General features: G+C 73.3%; 13 protein-coding genes. 10 read left to right on the forward strand and 3 right to left on the reverse strand.

The window, feature by feature from the left end; all coding sequences use genetic code 11:
- Nucleotides 1–1,683 (forward strand): ABC transporter ATP-binding protein/permease, encoded by a 1,683-nt coding sequence (locus ACQEVI_RS19420; RefSeq protein ID WP_432901791.1) that lies wholly within the window; start codon nucleotides 1–3, stop codon nucleotides 1,681–1,683.
- Nucleotides 1,680–3,326 (forward strand): ABC transporter ATP-binding protein, encoded by a 1,647-nt coding sequence (locus ACQEVI_RS19425; RefSeq protein WP_432901793.1) that lies wholly within the window; start codon nucleotides 1,680–1,682, stop codon nucleotides 3,324–3,326. Before ACQEVI_RS19420 ends, ACQEVI_RS19425 begins: the two co-directional genes overlap by 4 nt.
- Nucleotides 3,327–3,345: 19 nt before the next feature.
- On the opposite strand, the gene ACQEVI_RS19430 is transcribed toward ACQEVI_RS19425, so the two are convergent.
- From ACQEVI_RS19430 to ACQEVI_RS19440, 3 genes are read right to left on the reverse strand one after another with little or no spacing between them, the layout of a single operon-like run.
- The gene (locus ACQEVI_RS19430; RefSeq protein WP_432901795.1) at nucleotides 3,346–4,590 is read right to left on the reverse strand and encodes an MFS transporter; all 1,245 of its coding nucleotides are present in this window, start codon (nucleotides 4,588–4,590) and stop codon (nucleotides 3,346–3,348) included.
- Nucleotides 4,587–5,327 carry a dipeptidase PepE gene (gene pepE / locus ACQEVI_RS19435; RefSeq protein ID WP_432901797.1) on the reverse strand — a complete coding sequence of 247 codons (741 nt, stop codon included), beginning with the start codon at nucleotides 5,325–5,327 and terminating at the stop codon, nucleotides 4,587–4,589. Before pepE ends, ACQEVI_RS19430 begins: the two co-directional genes overlap by 4 nt.
- A gap of 36 nt (nucleotides 5,328–5,363) precedes the next feature.
- Nucleotides 5,364–5,777 (reverse strand): Fur family transcriptional regulator, encoded by a 414-nt coding sequence (locus tag ACQEVI_RS19440; protein WP_432901799.1) that lies wholly within the window; start codon nucleotides 5,775–5,777, stop codon nucleotides 5,364–5,366.
- Nucleotides 5,778–6,003: 226 nt separating this feature from the next.
- Here ACQEVI_RS19440 and ACQEVI_RS19445 point away from each other — a divergent pair, with 226 nt between their 5' ends.
- The 8 genes from ACQEVI_RS19445 (at nucleotide 6,004) to ACQEVI_RS19480 (ending at nucleotide 16,150) form a co-directional block, all read left to right on the forward strand.
- Entirely contained in the window at nucleotides 6,004–6,558 is a 555-nt protein-coding gene (locus tag ACQEVI_RS19445) for a hypothetical protein (RefSeq protein ID WP_432901801.1), read from the forward strand.
- A gap of 99 nt (nucleotides 6,559–6,657) precedes the next feature.
- Nucleotides 6,658–10,491: a TIGR03773 family transporter-associated surface protein gene (locus ACQEVI_RS19450; RefSeq protein ID WP_432901802.1), complete on the forward strand. Its 3,834-nt coding sequence runs from the start codon at nucleotides 6,658–6,660 to the stop codon at nucleotides 10,489–10,491.
- The gene (locus ACQEVI_RS19455; protein ID WP_432901804.1) at nucleotides 10,488–12,125 is read left to right on the forward strand and encodes an anchored repeat ABC transporter, substrate-binding protein; all 1,638 of its coding nucleotides are present in this window, start codon (nucleotides 10,488–10,490) and stop codon (nucleotides 12,123–12,125) included. The genes ACQEVI_RS19450 and ACQEVI_RS19455 overlap by 4 nt, the downstream gene beginning before the upstream one ends.
- A gap of 10 nt (nucleotides 12,126–12,135) precedes the next feature.
- Nucleotides 12,136–13,149, forward strand: coding sequence for a choice-of-anchor M domain-containing protein (locus tag ACQEVI_RS19460; RefSeq protein ID WP_432901806.1), 1,014 nt, complete (start codon nucleotides 12,136–12,138; stop codon nucleotides 13,147–13,149).
- A complete protein-coding gene (locus tag ACQEVI_RS19465; protein ID WP_432901809.1) occupies nucleotides 13,146–14,021 on the forward strand; it encodes an anchored repeat-type ABC transporter ATP-binding subunit in 876 nt (291 codons plus the stop codon). Before ACQEVI_RS19460 ends, ACQEVI_RS19465 begins: the two co-directional genes overlap by 4 nt.
- Nucleotides 14,018–14,881, forward strand: a complete 864-nt coding sequence (locus ACQEVI_RS19470) for an anchored repeat-type ABC transporter permease subunit (RefSeq protein WP_432901811.1) — start codon at nucleotides 14,018–14,020, stop codon at nucleotides 14,879–14,881. Before ACQEVI_RS19465 ends, ACQEVI_RS19470 begins: the two co-directional genes overlap by 4 nt.
- A 73-nt stretch (nucleotides 14,882–14,954) precedes the next feature.
- Nucleotides 14,955–15,524, forward strand: coding sequence for an exonuclease domain-containing protein (locus ACQEVI_RS19475; RefSeq protein ID WP_432901813.1), 570 nt, complete (start codon nucleotides 14,955–14,957; stop codon nucleotides 15,522–15,524).
- A 173-nt stretch (nucleotides 15,525–15,697) separates the two neighbouring features.
- The gene (locus ACQEVI_RS19480; protein WP_432901816.1) at nucleotides 15,698–16,150 is read left to right on the forward strand and encodes a hypothetical protein; all 453 of its coding nucleotides are present in this window, start codon (nucleotides 15,698–15,700) and stop codon (nucleotides 16,148–16,150) included.
- Nucleotides 16,151–16,164: the final 14 nt, after the last annotated feature.

The following is a 16,164-nucleotide window of genomic DNA, read 5'->3' on the forward strand; positions in this document are numbered from 1 at the left end:
GTGATCCACCGCCGGCTCCTGCAGCTCGCCGGGACCGTGCCGGGAGCGATCCTCGCCCTGGCGGCCGTCGGTCTGCTCCTGTCCGCCCTGCACGTGACCTTCGCGGTCCTCGTCGGCCTGGTCGTCGCGGCGCTCGTCCGTGGTGACGGCGACATCGGCCTGCCGCTGACGGCGCTCGCCGTGGTCGCGCTGGTGCGCGCGGCGGTGATCTGGGGACGCGAGCCGCTGGCCTCCCGCATCGGCGCGTCGGTGCGCATCCGGCTGCGGAGCCGGCTGCTGGAGAAGGTCGCCGCCGTCCCCGAGGCCGAGCGTCGCGCCGGCCGGACCACCGCGACGGTGATCGACGGTGTCGATGGTCTGGATGCCTACTACACGCGCTACCTGCCGCAGCTCGTCGTCGTGCTCCTGGCCCCGGCGGCGATCGTGGTGATCGTGACGGTGCTCGCGCCGGCCGCGGGCGCCGTCCTCGCGGTCGCCGCGGCCGTCGCGGTGCTCGCCCCGCGGCTGTGGGACGCCAGGCTGCTGCGCAACGGGCGCGGCAGGTGGGACGCCTTCGCGCGGCTGTCCGGCGACTACGTCGAGGCGCTGCAGTCGATCCCGCTGCTGCGCAGCTTCGGCGCCGCGGAGCGGGTAGGGGCGGAGCTCGACGACCGCGCGGAGGACCTGCGCGCACGGACCATGTCCCAGCTGCGGATGTCGCTGGTCGAGAGCGCCGTGAGCGGCGTCGCGGTGCACGTCGGCGTGGTCGCCGCGGTGCTCGCCGCCCTGGCCGCCGTCGTCACCGGGAGCGCGACGGCGACCACCGCCGTGCTCGTGCTGATGCTCGCCCGGGAGTGCTTCCGGCCGGTGTCGGAGCTCGGCCAGCACTGGCACGCCGGCTACCTGGGGCTCACCGCCGTCGACGGGCTCGACGCCCTCCTGTCCGCGCAACCGGCGGTGCGCGGAGAGGGTTCGCGCACCGAGCCCGCGCCGGACGGGGCGGCGGTAGAGCTCCACGACGTCACCTACCGGTACCCCGGCGCCGAGACCGGGGTGAGCGGCATCGACCTCCGCATCGCGCCGGGGGAGACCGTGGCCGTCCTCGGACCGTCGGGCGCGGGCAAGAGCACGCTCGCCCGGCTGCTCGAACGCGGCGCCGACCCGGACCAGGGTTCAGTCCGCATAGACGGGACCGACCTGCGCGACTACACCCTGGGCGCGCTGCGCCGGAGCGTCGTCGTCGTGCCGCAGGACCCGGTGCTGTTCGCCTGGAGCGTCCGCGAGAACCTCCGGCTCTACCGACCCGACGCCGGCGACGCCGAGATCCGGGCCGCCGCGGCCGCCGCCGACGCCCACGACCTGATCAGCGCCCTGCCCGACGGCTACGACACGGTGCTCACCGAGGACGGGCAGCAGCTCTCGGGCGGGCAGCGGCAGCGGATCGCGATAGCCCGCGCCCTGCTCGCACGCGCTCCCGTGCTCGTGCTGGACGAGGTCACCTCGGCGCTCGACGCCGACACCGAACGCCGCGTCGTCGAGGGAGTCTTCGACCACGCCCCCGAGCGCACGACCGTCGTCATCGCGCACCGGCTCAGCGCGGCCGGACGGTGCAGCCGCTGGGTCCGTATCGAACGAGGGCGGGTCGCCACGAGCGGCGAGGGACCACCGACGATGCTCACCCGACCGGCAGGAGTGCCACGATGACGCCCGTCCTGCGGCTCCTGCCCGTCATCGCCGTCCGCCGGCGGCTGTTCGTCGAGACCGTCGTGTGGAGCATCGTCACGCAGGTCGCCGTGCTGGCCGTCGCCCTCGGGCTGGCACTGGTGGTCGGCCAGGTGGCGGCGGGCACGCCCGTCTCGCTGCCGGCGGTCACGGTCACCCTCGTCGCCGTCGCGGTCCTGGCGGCCGCGGCCACCTCCCGGGAGTCCTGGGTCTCCCACGGGCTCGCCTACGGGCTCATCGGCATCCTGCGCGGCCGCGTCTTCGGCGCGCTCCGGCGGGCGCTGCCGTCCCGGCGGCAGCACCACCGCACGGGCGAGCTCGTGACCACCGTCATGGGGGACATCGAGACGCTCGAATGGCTCTACGCCCACACCGTCGCCCAGACGCTCAGCGCGGCACTGATCCTGTCGGTCAGCACGTTCGTGTCGATCGCGATCACCCCGCTGCTCCTGCTGGTCTGGCTGCCGCTGCTCGTCGTGGGGGTCGTCGTGCCCCTGGTCACCGCCCGGCTCGCGCGCCGCAACGCCCAGGCGCTGTCGGACGGCGCGGCGCGGGTCCGCTCGGAGCTGCTCGACACGATCCGCGGCATCCGCGAGCTGACCGGCGCCGACGCACTGGACGCACAGCTGGGGCGCATCACCGACGACACCCGCGACCACGCCCGCGTCCAGCGGCGGGAGGCGTCCCGGCTCGGCGTCGAACGCGGTATCGCCGACGCCATGTTCGCCCTCGCCGCGGTCGGGGCCATCGCCGTCGCCCTGCAGGACAGCGCGGCTGTCGAGGCCGCGGCGATCCCGCTCGCGGTCACCGTCGCGGTGGCCGGGCTCGGCCCGGCCGCGCAGATCGCCGAGCTGCTGCGCAACGCCGGAACCCTGCGCGAGTCCGCCGCCCGGATCCTCCGCGCGCTGGACCAGGCCCCCGCGATCGATCCCGCCCGCACGGCTCCGGCGGCCGTGCGGGCGGGCGAGGCGGGACTCGTCCTCGACGGCGTGGGCTTCGCCTACGACGAGGCCCGGCCGGTGCTCGACCGGTTCGACCTGCACGTGCGCCCGGGGGAGATCGTCGCCCTGACCGGGCCGTCGGGCGCGGGCAAGACGACCGCCGCGCGGCTCACCCTCAGGCTCTGGGACCCGGACGACGGCAGCATCCGCATCGACGGCGTCGACCTGCGCGCGATGCCGGAGGACCGGCTGCGCGAGCTGGTCGCCGTCGTCCCGCAGTCGTCCCCGCTCCTGCACGGGACCATCCGCAGCAACCTGGTGCTCGGCCGGCCGGACTCCCCGGACGAGGACGTGCGCCGCGCCGCCAGGGCCGCGGGGCTCGACGACCCCGACGTCGGCCTGCCGCTCGGGCTGGACACGCCCGTCGGCGAGCACGGCACGGGACTGTCCGGCGGTCAGCGCGCCCGCGTCGCGATCGCCAGGGCACTCCTGCGCGAGCCGAGGGTCCTCGTGCTCGACGAGGCGACCGCCTCGCTTGACCACGAGGCCGACACCGCGATCCTGGACCTGCTGAACCGCTCGCGCGACCGTGCTGTCCTGCTCATCGCGCACCGGCCGGCCACCATCGCCCGGGCCGACCGCCAGGTGGTGCTGCGCCCTTGGTCGCCCGTGTCGCGGGCGTGAACCCTCGGCCGAGGTCGGGTCAGGACTCGCCCCGCAGGATCCCGCGGCGGTGCAGCACCAGGGTCGCCGTCGCACCGACGGCGCCGATCAGGACGCACAGGGCGGCCGGCAGCCAGGGCAGCCGCCCGTCGGCGACGCCGGCGGCCCAGCCCAGGACCGCGTTGGCCAGCGCCGCGGCGATCCCTGAGGCCAGGTAGAACACGCCGAAGTAGGTCCCCTCCAGCCCGTTCCGGCCGAACCCGGAGACCAGCTCGTAGACGAACGGCTTGGCGATCATCAGGCCCGCGGCCAGGAGAGCAGTCGTGACCAGGACGGGCGCCAGCCGCCATGCCGCCTCCCAGGGCGAGGCCGGCGCCCCGGGAGAAGGGGTCAGGGCCGCGCCGAGCGCCATGACGCCGAACCCGCCGCCCAGCAGGGCGATCCCCACGGCGATCGACCACCCGCGCGACCACCGGTGCTGCAGCGCCGTCGTAACCCGGATCTGGAACGCCAGCGTCAGCACCGTCGAGACGAGGAAGAGCACGGCGATCGACGACGGCGAGCCGGTCTGCCGCTGCGCCTCCCAGGGCAGCACCAGGTAGAGCTGGCTCTCCAGCGCGAACATGCCCGACGCCGCCGCGGTGAACGCGAGGAACCGCCGGTCGGCGAACACCTCACGCCAGCCCGCCCACACGCTCGTGCCGACGGCCCGCACACGCTGGACCGGCAGCACGACGACCTGCCACACCGTGAGCACCGCGAAGATCGCGGCGGCGGCGACCGCCGACACCTGGAACCCGACCAGCAGCAGCACGCTGCCCAGCAGCGGGCCCGCCAGCGCTCCGGCGTTGGAGAACAGGGTGAACAGCGCGAAGGCCTCCGCCCGGCGCCCCGCCGCCTCGACCGCGATGTACGCGCGTGCCGCGGGGCCGAACAGCGCACCGGCGACGCCCGTCAGGATGGCAGCGACCAGCACGACGGCGAACGTGTCACCGAGCGCGAAGAGCCCGAATCCCACCGTCCGCAGCGCGCATCCCGCGATGATCGCGCCACGGGCGCCCCACCGGTCCGAGACGGACCCGCCCAGCAGGTACAGGCCCTGCTGACTGAGCGTGCGCACACCGAGCACCACCCCGACGAGGGTCGCCGACATGCCCAGTCCACCGCTCAGGTGCGCGGTCAGGAATGGGATCAGCAGGTAGAAGCCGACGCTCACGCCGAGCGTGTTGACCAGGAGGACCTGGACGGCTACGGGGAAGCTGCGGGTCAGCCGCCAGAGGCTCACGAAGCCGGCACGTCGAACTGCGCTGTGGCCGTCAGCAGGCCGCTGACGTCACCTCGCACCTCGTGGGGCGCCGCCCCACGGGTGAACACGAGGGCCGGACCCGGCGCCGTCCGGCCCACGGCCTTCCCGCCGATGTGCGCGGCGCCGTCCTCGACAGCGAGCCAGGTCCCTTCGCGGAGGCCTAGCACGGTCACGTCGTTGACCTCGAGAAACTCGGCCAGGCGCTGCTCGCGGGTCTCGCCGGCGTGGGTGCCGGCGGGGTCCGCGTCGACGAAGTGCGCGTTGAGCTGGAACGGCACCAGGCCCAGCGCGTCGAACGACGACGGCTGCGTGATCGGCATGTCGTTCGTGGTGCGGATGGTCGGGCTCGCGATGGCCGTGCCGGCGCTCGCGCCCATGTAGGGCAGCCCGTCTCGGACGCGCGTCGCGAGCGCATCGAGCAGGCCGAGGCGGTGCAGCGTGTCCAGCAGGCGGAAGGTGTTCCCGCCGCCGACGAACACGGCCTCGGCCCGTTCGACGGCGGCCAGGGGGTCGGCGGCGTCGTGCAGCCCGCTCACCCGGACGCCGTGGGGCGCGAGGACCGCTGCGACCTTCGCGGTGTAGGCGTCGTGGTCGGCGAGCGCGTAGGGGACGAACGTGACGGTCGCGCCGTCAAGGAAGCCGAGCGCGGTGTCCAGGGCGTGTTCCAGGTAGCCACTGGCGTGGTTTGTGGAGTTGGACAGGAGCAGCAGCCGCATCGTGCCTACTTTCTGACGAAGTGACAGGGGACCGTATCAGACATGCGAATCGTTCTCACTAACACCCTGCCGGCACCCTGTGCACCGGCCCCAGAGCTCGACGCGGGGCTCGATGTCGCTGAAGCCCTGCTGCGTCGCGACAGCGCGGAACCAGGGTGCGAGATCGATCGCCGGGACGGTGGCTGCTGTGCCGCATCCCACGCAGACGAGGTACGGTCCGGCCGGCTCTGGGGGCCGCGGGCGGTAGGCCTGCCCGGTCCCGGGCAGCTGGACGACCTCGACCGACCCGGAGCCCGCCAGCATCGTCAGCGTCCGGTACACCGTCGACAGGCTCACCCGCTGCTTCCGGTCCGCCAGGGCGAGATAGATCTCGTTCGCCGTGCGGAACCGCTCGCTCGTCGCCAGCTCTCGCTGGACCTGTGAGCGTGGTGAGGATCGGCGGGTGCGCATCATGCGTAGTGAACCAGGGTTGAGAATCGTTCTCAATACCAGGCGACTGTCGGCCGGCGCCGAGCCGGTCGTGTCGAGCCGACCGTGCCAAGGCGCCTCGTGTGTGGGTGAACTTGTGAGCCGCGCTCTTGATAATGGTTCTCAGTACTGGTTCACTCCTCGCGTGCATGAGAATCGTTCTCATTTGTCCGCGTTCGGGCGTGCACCGAGATGGAGGAGTCAGATCATGATCGAGCGAAAGAGCGGGCGTCGGATCGCCACGGTGCTGGTCACGATGGGCGCGACCGCTGCCATGGCAGGGGCCCTTGCGGCGCCGGCGGCCGCTGCCGACCGCACCAGTGGTCATTTCGACGTCGCCGCTGAGGTCGAGTGCGATGCGTTCGGCGGGGTGACCGGCGTCGAGGTGCACGTGCACGAGCACGTCGGCGGCACCGAGGTGGAGCTGCCCGCGGGTGACTGGCTGACCTTCACCAGCACGACCGGACCCGAGGTCGGCTTCACGGTCGAGCCCGGTGCGTCGTGCGGCGGCCTCGACGTCGAGTTCGAGCCGAACGTGCTCGCCGGATCGAGCACGGGCGGGCGGGTCACGGGGACGGGCGGCGCGGGCAGCTTCACGGCGACCAAGACGGCCGCCTCCGGCGGTCTTGTGCTGGACGGTTCCGGGCACGAGGACCTCGCGTGGTCCTTCAACCGCACCGGGACCTACCTGCTGTCGTTCGACGTGAGCGTCAACGGCGGTGCGCCGGTGCTGTCCGAGACGCTTCCGCTCAAGCGCTCCTGACCTGGGCGGGGAGGGCGGCCGTACCGCCCTCCCCGCACTACCCGGGCCTGGCTGGACAGGTCCGCACCGAGTCACCCCGCACCGAGAGGAACGTCCTTCGTGGTCAGAACGTCCGTACCGGGTCGCCGCGCCGCGGCTGCCGCACTTGCCGTAGGGCTCGTCGCGGTAGGTATGCCTGTCGCCGCATCCGCCACGGCGTGGTCGGCGATGGCCGGCACCGAGAGCGAACCGCCGTCGCGCACCGTCCTCGACGAGGGCAACGCGTTCGTGAACGCCCTGCTCGTGGACGGCGAGCCGGTGATCGACGTCGGCTGGTCCGCCGAGGCCGGTCCCGCCACGATCTCCGAGCGGTACGCCCCGGACGACGTGGTCGTGTCGGTGCCGCGGCCCATCGCCCTCACGACCCCGGACGATGCGGGGCTGGCGCCGCTCGGTCCGCCCGGCACGCCGCTGTGGGCCACGAGCCAGGACTTCCCGACGCTCGACTACGCGGGGACCGACGTCGTGCCGCGCCTGAACAACTACGGCCTGCCGCGCGACCAGGTCGCCCGGAACGGCGTCGCCTGGGAGATCACCGGGGCGCGCGGGGGCGGGCTGGTCGCGATAGGCGGCCCCGTCCCGATGCCCGACGTGCCCATGAGCCGCGTCTGGTACGCCGGGTACGGACTGCGCTCCGACGTCACCTGGACGCCGAGCACGACGAGCATCTCGCCGCCGCAGGCCCAGGGCTGGCTGTTCTCGGAGCTGGGCCTGCACTGCCTGGACCTGCGGGTCTCTGCGACGGGTACCGACGGACAGGTCCGGACCTCGCCGACGGTGACGGTGCGCGTGGCCGTCGGGAACGTGCCGGGCGCTGCGACCGCCGAGTGCGGTGCTCCCGTCGACCCCGACCTCCCCGTGCTCCCGCCCGTCGACCCCGGTGACCCGGGGGACCCGGGCGATCCCGACCCCGGCTCCCCGGACCCGGACGACCTGACCGACCCGCGGAACAACGTGCTGCTGCCCGCCACGCACTCCGACCTGTCCCTGCGCCCCGGCGCCGACGAGCTGCGTCTGCTGGTGCGTGAGTCCCACGGCAACACGCTCAACTGGTACGACCCGGCGACGCTCGTGGTCCACGTACCCGACGCCGCGCGGGTCACCGTGCCGGAGCCGACGGCGTCCGCCGACTCGACGTTCCTCGCGCCCGCGGGCTCGGTGATCCACCGGCTGCCCAAGGTGCCGAAGGCCGGCCTGCCGTGGCTCGGCGTCTCCTCCGAGACGTTCAGCGCACAGGACTACGAGAGCCTGCCGATGCTGCGGCTGGAGAGCGTGACCGGCGCGGACGGCGGCCCGCCGCCCGGCGAGTTCTTCCTCGGCGCCGACGAGGACCACGTCCGCTCCGGGGCGGCCCCCTGGTTCTCGACCCGGCAGGGCCTGCCCCAGGCCCACCCGGCGCTCGCGCCCGCGCTCGCCCACCAGCACCTGAGCTGGGACTTCACCGCCCCGGGCACGTACTGCGTGCGGCTCACCTCCACTGCCACGGCCACCCCGGGCGGCGCGCGCGACGACGACGCGGTGCTCACCTTCGTGGTCGGCGGCTCGGCCTACGACCCGACGTCGGCGCCCACCTGCATGCAGCGCGACGCCGACCGGGCGCGCAGCCATGACGACACCCCGAAGGCTGCGGTCCCCGGCAAGGTGACGCGCGTCCCCGCCCCGGAGGAGCGGGGGAGGGCGTCGTTCGCCGCGCTCGCACCGCGCCTGGCGGACGGCGACCTGCGTGCCGACCTGGTGACCGGGGACCTGCGCGGGCACGGCGTCCGCCACGACCCGGCGGACGTGGTGCTCGCGACGGGCACCACCTCGCGCGGCCTGCACGTCGAGCGCCTGCTCGAGAACTGGCGCGACGCCGAGCAGGAGTACGTGGACGGGTACCAGCTGGGGCCGGGGTCGGGCCTGCTCAACGCGGTGGATCTCGACCTGGCGCACCTGGACCGGGACGCCTGGCGCGGGGACCTGACCTGGACGCTCGACCGTGCGACGGGTCCCGGCGGGTTCCTCGTGGTCGACGACCAGCAGGCCCTCGTGGCCGGGCACAAGGGGGCGCTGCTCAGCACGGTTCCCGGCTACGAGGCATCGGGCTCGACGGTTGGCCCCGGCGGGGTGCACCTGTTGCGCTGGGTCTTCACGGCGCCCGGCCGGTACTGCGTCACCTCCACGCTCGCGGGTACCACCGCGGACGGCACCGCGGCGGCGGCGACCACGACGCTGACCGTCGCGGCGGGCGTCGACCCGGCAGGGGTCCAGCCGTGCCCGCCCGGCGGCGACCCCGGCGACCCGGGCCCGGGTGATCCCGGCGATCCCGGCGACCCTGGCGACCCGGACGGGCGGCCCGTCACGGACCGTACGGTCCTGCGCAGCGGCCACGTCGACCTCCTGGCCCGCATCACCGACGCCGGCCTCACCACGGTGGTGCGCGACGACGCCGCTGTCCCGTCCGAGGAGCACGACCCGTCCGAGGTGGCGTTCGCGGTGCCGGACGGTGCGGGCGTCGTCGTGCCCGACGACGAGCGGTACTCCTTCCTGGGCGAGCCCGGCGACCGGGTCTGGGTGCTGCCCGAGAGCCCGACCCCGGACCTCGTCTGGCCGGGCTGGAACCTCGACGTGGCGGACGGCGCCGCCGCGGACGCCGTCCGCTGGGCGCTGCTCGACGTGGACGGGCCGGGCGAGTTCGTGCTCTTCGACTCCGGCGGTGACGGCTTCGGCGCGCCCCGCGTGCTGCTCGGCCCGGGTAAGGACCGGCTCGACTACGCGCAGCACGCGCACGGTTCCTGGGCGTTCGACGTCGCCGGGGTGTACTGCCTGGACGTCTCGCAGACGGCCCTCGACGGGGGTGCTCCCACTGCTGCGACCGACACGATGACGGACCGGGCGACCCTGCTCTTCGCCGTCGGCGTGGACGCCCGCCGCGTGACGGAGGAGCACTGCGGCCTCACCGCCGAGGAGTTCGGCGCGAGCCCGGGGACGGACCCCGGCACGGACCCAGGCACCGATCCGGACGGCGACCCCGGCGACGACCCGAGAGACGACCCGAGCGACGACGGCGGCCCGGGTGACGGTCCGGGAGCCGGCGGGACCGGTCCGGACGACCCGCAGTGCGTCGCCCAGCCGGTCACCAGCGAGGTGAGCACGCCCGAGGTGGGCGGCATCTCCTCCGGTCACTTCGACTTCGGCTCGATGGTGGAGGGCGGCAAGCTCGTCGCCCAGGTGAAGGACGACCGCGAGCAGCCCTCGTCCTGGGTCGACCCGGCGTCGCTCACCTTCCGGCTGGGCGAGGCGGCAGAGGACAAGGTCCCGGCGGGCAGCGAGTTCGCGTTCCTGGGCACGGCCGGCTCGACCATCTGGTCGGTCGGTCAGGTCCAGGAGACCGGCGTCCCGTGGATCGGCTGGAACACGCAGCACCCCAGCCTGATCGAGGCGGCGGACGGGCCGGTCACCTTCACGCTCGACGGCGTCGACGGGCCCGGCGAGCTCGGGGTGTACGCGACGGGCACGTTCGGGGGAGTGGGGGCCAAGAACTTCGGCACCCTCAAGGGGTTCCCGAGGTCCATGTCCGTGCCGCTCAACCAGCACGTGCACGCCAACTGGGCGTTCACCAAGCCCGGCGTCTACTCGGTGACCATGACGCAGTCGGTCCCGCTCAGGAGCGGCGGCACGGCCTCGGACGCGGCGACGCTGAAGTTCTCCGTCGGCGACACCGCGGGGACGACCACGAGGACGACCTACGTGGGACGGACGCCGTCGGGCGAGGAGTGCGACCTCAGCGCCGCGCAGCGCGCAGCCCTGGCGAGCACCGGTGCGAGCGTGCTCCAGCCGCTCGCGCTGGCGGGTCTCCTCCTGCTCGCGGGCGGCTTGCTCATCGTCGTCGCGCAGCGGCGTCGCCGGGCATGAGCGCGACCTCACGACGGCGGGCCGCCGCGGTCGGCATGATCGCGGCGGGCTCGCTGGTCCTCGCCGGCTGCGCGGGCAGTACCGGCGCGGGCAGTACCGGTGCGGCCGACGACGGCCGGCTCCACGTGGTGACCACCACCGCGATCCTTGCCGACCTGGTGCGGAACGTGGCCGGCGACGCGGTGGACGTCACCTCGATAGTGCCGCCCACGGGCGACCCGCACTCCTACGACCCGACCCTGCGGGACGTGCGCGACGTGGTCTACGCCGACGTGGCCTTCAGCAACTACCTGCTCCTGGAGGACCACGCGGTGGTCACCACGCTCGACGCGAACCTGCCGGACGGCGCCCCGAACATCTCGCTGGCGGAGTCGGCGACGAAGTACGCCGCCGAGGTGATCCCGCTGGTCGAGAACGTCAACCTGGACACCATCTGGCTCGGGCTGCGCGTGAGCGGCGCGGGCGAGGAGCTCGGGGCGACGCGCGCCTCCGAGGTGCGCCTGCGCGCGACCGACGTGGAGGGGCCGGGGCGGCTGGCGGGATACCTGACCGAGACGTTCGGCCAGCCGCGCACCTACTTCGACTCGGGCGACGGCTTCGACGCCGCCGACGGGTACGCCCGGGACACGGCAACTCTGCCCACGGACGCGCACACGCACATGAGCTGGGCGTTCACCGAACCGGGGATCTACCGGGTGGCGCTGGAGTCCGACCTGGTCGCCGAGCCGGGTGGTCAGCCGCAAGGGCTCGGGAGGGCGACCGTGACGTTCGCCGTCGGCGTCGACCCGTACTCCGTGCCCGGAATGGCGGGTGCCCGGGTGCTGGACGGCGGGCACGCGGACGTCACGGTGGACCTCGACGACGGCGCGATCCTGCTGCAGTCCGACGCACCGGTCGGCGAACAGGTCGCCGAAGCCGCGGACGAACACCCGGGCGACCACGACGACGTCGGGCACGCGCATACCGAGACGCTGGACCCGGCCCGGACCGTGGTGTCGGTGCCGAACAAGGCGCTCGCGTCGGTGCCCACCGGGCCGGGGTTCGGGTTCCTCGGCCGCCCTGGGGACCAGGTCTACCTGCTGCCGCAGGCGGTCCTCGGCAAGCACGTGCACGGCGAGATCGACCCGCACCTGTGGCAGGACGTGCGCAACGCGCAGGCGTACGTCGAGGTCATCCGCGACACCCTGGCCGCTGCCGCACCCGGCCAGGCGGCGGGGTTCCGGGCGAACGCCGAGTCCTACCTGGCCGAGCTGCGCGCGACGGACGCCTACGTGGAGCGCACCATCGCGCAGATCCCTAGGTCGCGCAGGCATCTGGTGACCACGCACGACGCGTTCGCCTACCTCGGCAGGGCGTACGACGTCGACATCGCGGGCTTCGTGACGCCCAACCCCGCCTCCGAGCCCAGCGTCGCCGACCGGATCAAGCTCACCCGGACCGTGCAGGCGCTCGACGTGCCCGCGGTCTTCCTGGAACCCAACCTCGCCGCGCGGTCCACCGTGCTCAAGGAGGTGGCCCGCGAGAACGACCTGCGGGTCTGCCCCATCTACTCCGACGCGTTCGACGACCGCGTCACCACCTACGTCGACCTGATGCGCGCCAACGCCGACAGCCTCCGCCGGTGCCTGACATGAAGGAGTACCCATGAGATCCCGGCTGACATCCCGGACCACGCGGACGACCTACCGGACCGCGCGGCGCGGCAGGGGGGTCGCGTACGCGGCGGCGCTGCTCGCCGGGCTGACCCTCGGCGTCGCGCCGGCCGCCCTGGCCGATGCCCCGGACGACTCAGGGCTCCAGCAGACCGTCGAGGCCGACGAGGAGGTGGTGACCGAGGACGCTGTCGTGACCAACGGGCACGTCGACGTCGGGCCGCGGTTCATCGACGGCGAGTGGACGATGCTCGCCCGCGACGACCGGGAGGTCCCGTCCGTCTGGCGCGACCCCGAGCGCACGGTCCTGCACCTCGGCGACGCGGCGGTACTGCCCGCGCCGGACGGCCCGGACTACGAGTTCCTCGGCGTCGACCCCGGCACCCCGCTGCACGTGGTGCCGCAGACGCAGGCGCCCGACGTCGTCTGGCTCGGCTGGAACACCCAGGACCCCCAGGTCGTCGACGTTGTGGAGCAGGGTGCGTCGCTGCGGCTCGACGGCGTGGACGGCCCTGGCGAACTGTTCGTGTTCCTGCAGGAGGGCGTCACCGGACCGCCCAACGTGCTGTGGAACTCGAGCGAACCCCTGCCGCAGGAGCTGTGGATGGAGGTCAACACTCACGTCCACGCCAACTGGGTCTTCACGGAGCCGGGCGTCTACCGCCTCGACGTCACGATGCTCGCCGAGCTGAGCGACGGGACCCGGGCCGAGGACGCGAGCACCCTCGTGTTCGCGGTCGGCGAGGACACCGACCCGGCGGAGGCGCTCGCGGCGGTGGCCGAGGACGACGCCTCGCCGAGCGGGTCGCCGGCAGGGGACACGGACGTAGAGGTGACAGGCGCGCCGGAGGCGAGCGGGTCGTCGTCGGGCACCGGTGGTCCTGACGCGGTGGTCTGGGGAGCCGCGGCGGCCGGGCTGCTGCTGCTCCTGGTCCTGATCGTCCGCGTGGTGCGCGCCCGCCGGGCGCGAGCCGCCGCCGACCAGGACGCGGGGGACGAGGCATGACGGCGACGATCGCGGGCGACGCGAGCACCTCGGTGACTCCGGCGTCCGCCGCTGTGCTGGAGGTGCGGGACCTGGCGGTCGCGCTCGGCGGCCGGCCCGTGCTGGAGGACGTCCGGCTCGAGGTCGCCGAGGGCGAGCTGCTGGGCCTGGTCGGCCCGAACGGGGCGGGCAAGACGACGTTGCTGCGGGCCGTGCTGGGACTGGTGCCGTCGTCCGGCCGGATCAGCGTTGTCGGCCAGGACGTCGGCACGGGCCGGGCGCGCTCCCGGTCGGCACGCGCGACGCGGTCCATCGGCTACGTGCCGCAGCGCCACGAGTTCGCGTGGGACTTTCCCGTCACCGTCGAGGAGGCGGTGCTGACCGGGCGGGTCGCGCGGATCGGCTGGCTGCGCGGCGCCGGTACTGACGACTACCGGGCGGTACGCCGCGCGCTGGACCGCGTGGAGATGACGCACCTGCGGACCCGGCCGGTCGGCGAGCTCTCGGGCGGGCAGCGGCAACGGGTCCTGGTGGCCCGGGCGCTGGCCCTCGATCCGCGGATCCTCCTGCTGGACGAGCCGTTCACCGGCCTGGACGTACCCACGCAGGAACACCTGACCGAGCTGTTCCGCGAGCTCGCGGACGAGGAACGAGCAGTGATCATGACGAACCACGACCTCGTGGGCGCGGTCCACGCGTGCGACCGGCTGTGCCTGCTGAACCGGACGGTGGTCGCGTCGGGTACGCCCGCCGAGCTGGCCGGGCCGGAGCCGTGGATGACGGCGTTCGGCGTCTCGGCCGGGTCACCGCTGCTCACGGCGATCGCGCAGGTCGCACAGGGCCGGTCGGACGGCGCGGCGAACGGTGCGCCGGACGGGGGTGACCGCGCGTGATCTCGCCAGTCGACTTCGTGGGTGACCTGCTCAACCCCGACCTCGCGTTCCTGCCCAAGGCGCTCCTCATGGCGGTGCTCTCCAGCGTGGTGTGCGGCGTCGTCGGCACGCATGTGGTGCTGCGCGGCATGGCCTTCATCGGCGACGCCGTCGCGCACGCCGTGTTCCCCGGCCTCGCGATCGCCTTCGTGCTGCAGGGCTCGCTCGTGCTCGGCGGCGCCGTCGCGGGCATCACGACGGCGCTCCTGGTCGCGCTGTTCTCCCAGAACCGCCGGCTGCGCGAGGACTCGGTGATCGGTGTCTTCTTCGTCGCCGCGTTCGCGCTCGGGATAGTGATCATCTCGGCAGCCCCGGGGTACGCGGGGTCGCTGCAGGACTTCCTGTTCGGGTCCATCGTCGGCATCCCCGACGAGAACGTGCTGATCGCGCTGGTGGTCGGGCTGGTGCTGATGGCGGTGCTGTTCGCCTTCCACAAGGAGCTGGTCGCGGTCAGCCTGGACCGGGAGACGGCCCGAGCACTCGGGCTGCCCGTGCTCCGGCTCGACCTGCTGCTCTACGTGGTCGTCGCGGCCGCCATCGTGATCTCGGTGCAGACCATCGGCAACGTGCTGGTCCTGGCGCTGCTGGTGACGCCCGCCGCCGCGGCCCGGCTCCTGACCGACCGGCTCGGCCCGATGATGCTGCTCGGCCCGACCATCGGGGGCGGGTCGGCGCTGGTGGGCCTGTACCTGTCGTGGAGCCTCGACCTGCCGGTCGGCGGCACGATCGTGCTCGTCGCGACCGCCGTCTTCCTTCTGGCCTGGCTGCTCGCACCACGGCACGGGGTGCTGGCCCGCGCCATGGCGCCGCGGCCCGCGTGACCCCGCATGACGAGCCCCGGGGCCCTGGCGCGCCTGACCGGCGTCGCGCCCGAGCCGTTCTACTCTGCCCGGCATGCCCCACGCCGCGCTCCCTGGCCTGTCGTTCACCGCGATCGACTTCGAGACCGCCAACCCGAAGCGGGCCTCGGTCTGTGCTGTCGGGGTCGTCAAGGTCCGGGACGGCGTCGTCGTGGACACGCTGGAGACGCTGGTCCAGCCGCCGCCCGGGCATGAGTCGTTCGGCAGCTTCAACGTGGCGGTCCACGGGATCACCGCATGGGACGTGATGGGCGCGCCGACCTGGGACGTCGTCTACCCGAAGATCGCGGAGTTCGCCGGCGGGGACGCTTTCGTCGCGCACAACGCGTCCTTCGACCGCTCGGTGCTGACACAGGCGAGCGCTGTGCACGGGATCTCGGTGCCGCGGTCGCAGTGGCTGTGCACGCGCGACACCGCGCGGTCCGTGCTGGACCTCCCGTCCTACAAGCTGCCCGACGTCTCGCGGGCGCTGAACATCGCAGCGCACAACCACCACGACGCCGGAGCGGACGCGCGGCAGTGCGCGCTGGTGCTCGTCGAGCTGTGCCGACGGCTCGGCCCGAACTGGATGACTCAGCTGGGGCAGCACCTCCGGACGTGGTGAGTAGAAAGCAGGCTGGGCGCGCGGCCCGAGCTGTCGGAGGGTTGCCCGCGCCTTGGGCATCTGCTCTGGCCACCACATCTTGAGTGCGGCCTCGACGATGTTCTCTGGCCGCGGGATGTCGCCGTCAACTACTATCCGGGCAGGACACACTGGGCAAAGGGAGGCTTTACGGCGTGGAGAACATGCGATTCACCCTGGCCCTAGAGGGCGACGAGAGCGGTCGCCATACGCGGGGGCTCTACAAGGCCGTCGAAGCGCGACCTAGCCTTCACATAGACGCCCATGCGCTACTTCATGAGCGACCGACACGTCCTGGCGAGATGAGCGGTGGGATTGCTGATGCGATCGTATTCCTCGTGCCAACCATTCTCGCGCTTCCTGGATTCGTCATGGGGATCCTCGAGGTTGTGGATCGCTACCGCGGTGCCAAGCAGCCGACCTGTCGGTTCACCCTGACTGGCCCCCTCGGAAAGGCCGAAATCACAGGGGACTTGACGCCTGAGCAGTTGGAGGTGGCTGTGCGGGCACTGGTCCCGGGTATCGGTGCAGCTAGCGATCTCAACGGGTCGGCCGCACCTGTTGAGGGAACGGAGGGCTCACAGTCGGGTGCCCCCAGTGCGGGCTGAGGTGGACCCAGCGC

It is taken from the genome of Promicromonospora sp. CA-289599 (genome assembly GCF_050936155.1).
In the GTDB taxonomy this organism is placed as follows: Bacteria; Actinomycetota; Actinomycetes; order Actinomycetales; family Cellulomonadaceae; genus Promicromonospora.

Excerpts from the sequence above, each read along its gene's own strand:
- ACQEVI_RS19475 (WP_432901813.1), top strand. The coding sequence starts at position 14,955 with ATGCCCCACGCCGCGCTCCCTGGCCTGTCGTTCACCGCGATCGACTTC.
- ACQEVI_RS19425 (WP_432901793.1), top strand. The coding sequence starts at position 1,680 with ATGACGCCCGTCCTGCGGCTCCTGCCCGTCATCGCCGTCCGCCGGCGG.
- ACQEVI_RS19465 (WP_432901809.1), top strand. The coding sequence starts at position 13,146 with ATGACGGCGACGATCGCGGGCGACGCGAGCACCTCGGTGACTCCGGCG.
- pepE (WP_432901797.1), bottom strand. The coding sequence starts at position 5,327 with ATGCGGCTGCTGCTCCTGTCCAACTCCACAAACCACGCCAGTGGCTAC.
- ACQEVI_RS19445 (WP_432901801.1), top strand. The coding sequence starts at position 6,004 with ATGATCGAGCGAAAGAGCGGGCGTCGGATCGCCACGGTGCTGGTCACG.
- ACQEVI_RS19440 (WP_432901799.1), bottom strand. The coding sequence starts at position 5,777 with ATGCGCACCCGCCGATCCTCACCACGCTCACAGGTCCAGCGAGAGCTG.
- ACQEVI_RS19455 (WP_432901804.1), top strand. The coding sequence starts at position 10,488 with ATGAGCGCGACCTCACGACGGCGGGCCGCCGCGGTCGGCATGATCGCG.
- ACQEVI_RS19460 (WP_432901806.1), top strand. The coding sequence starts at position 12,136 with ATGAGATCCCGGCTGACATCCCGGACCACGCGGACGACCTACCGGACC.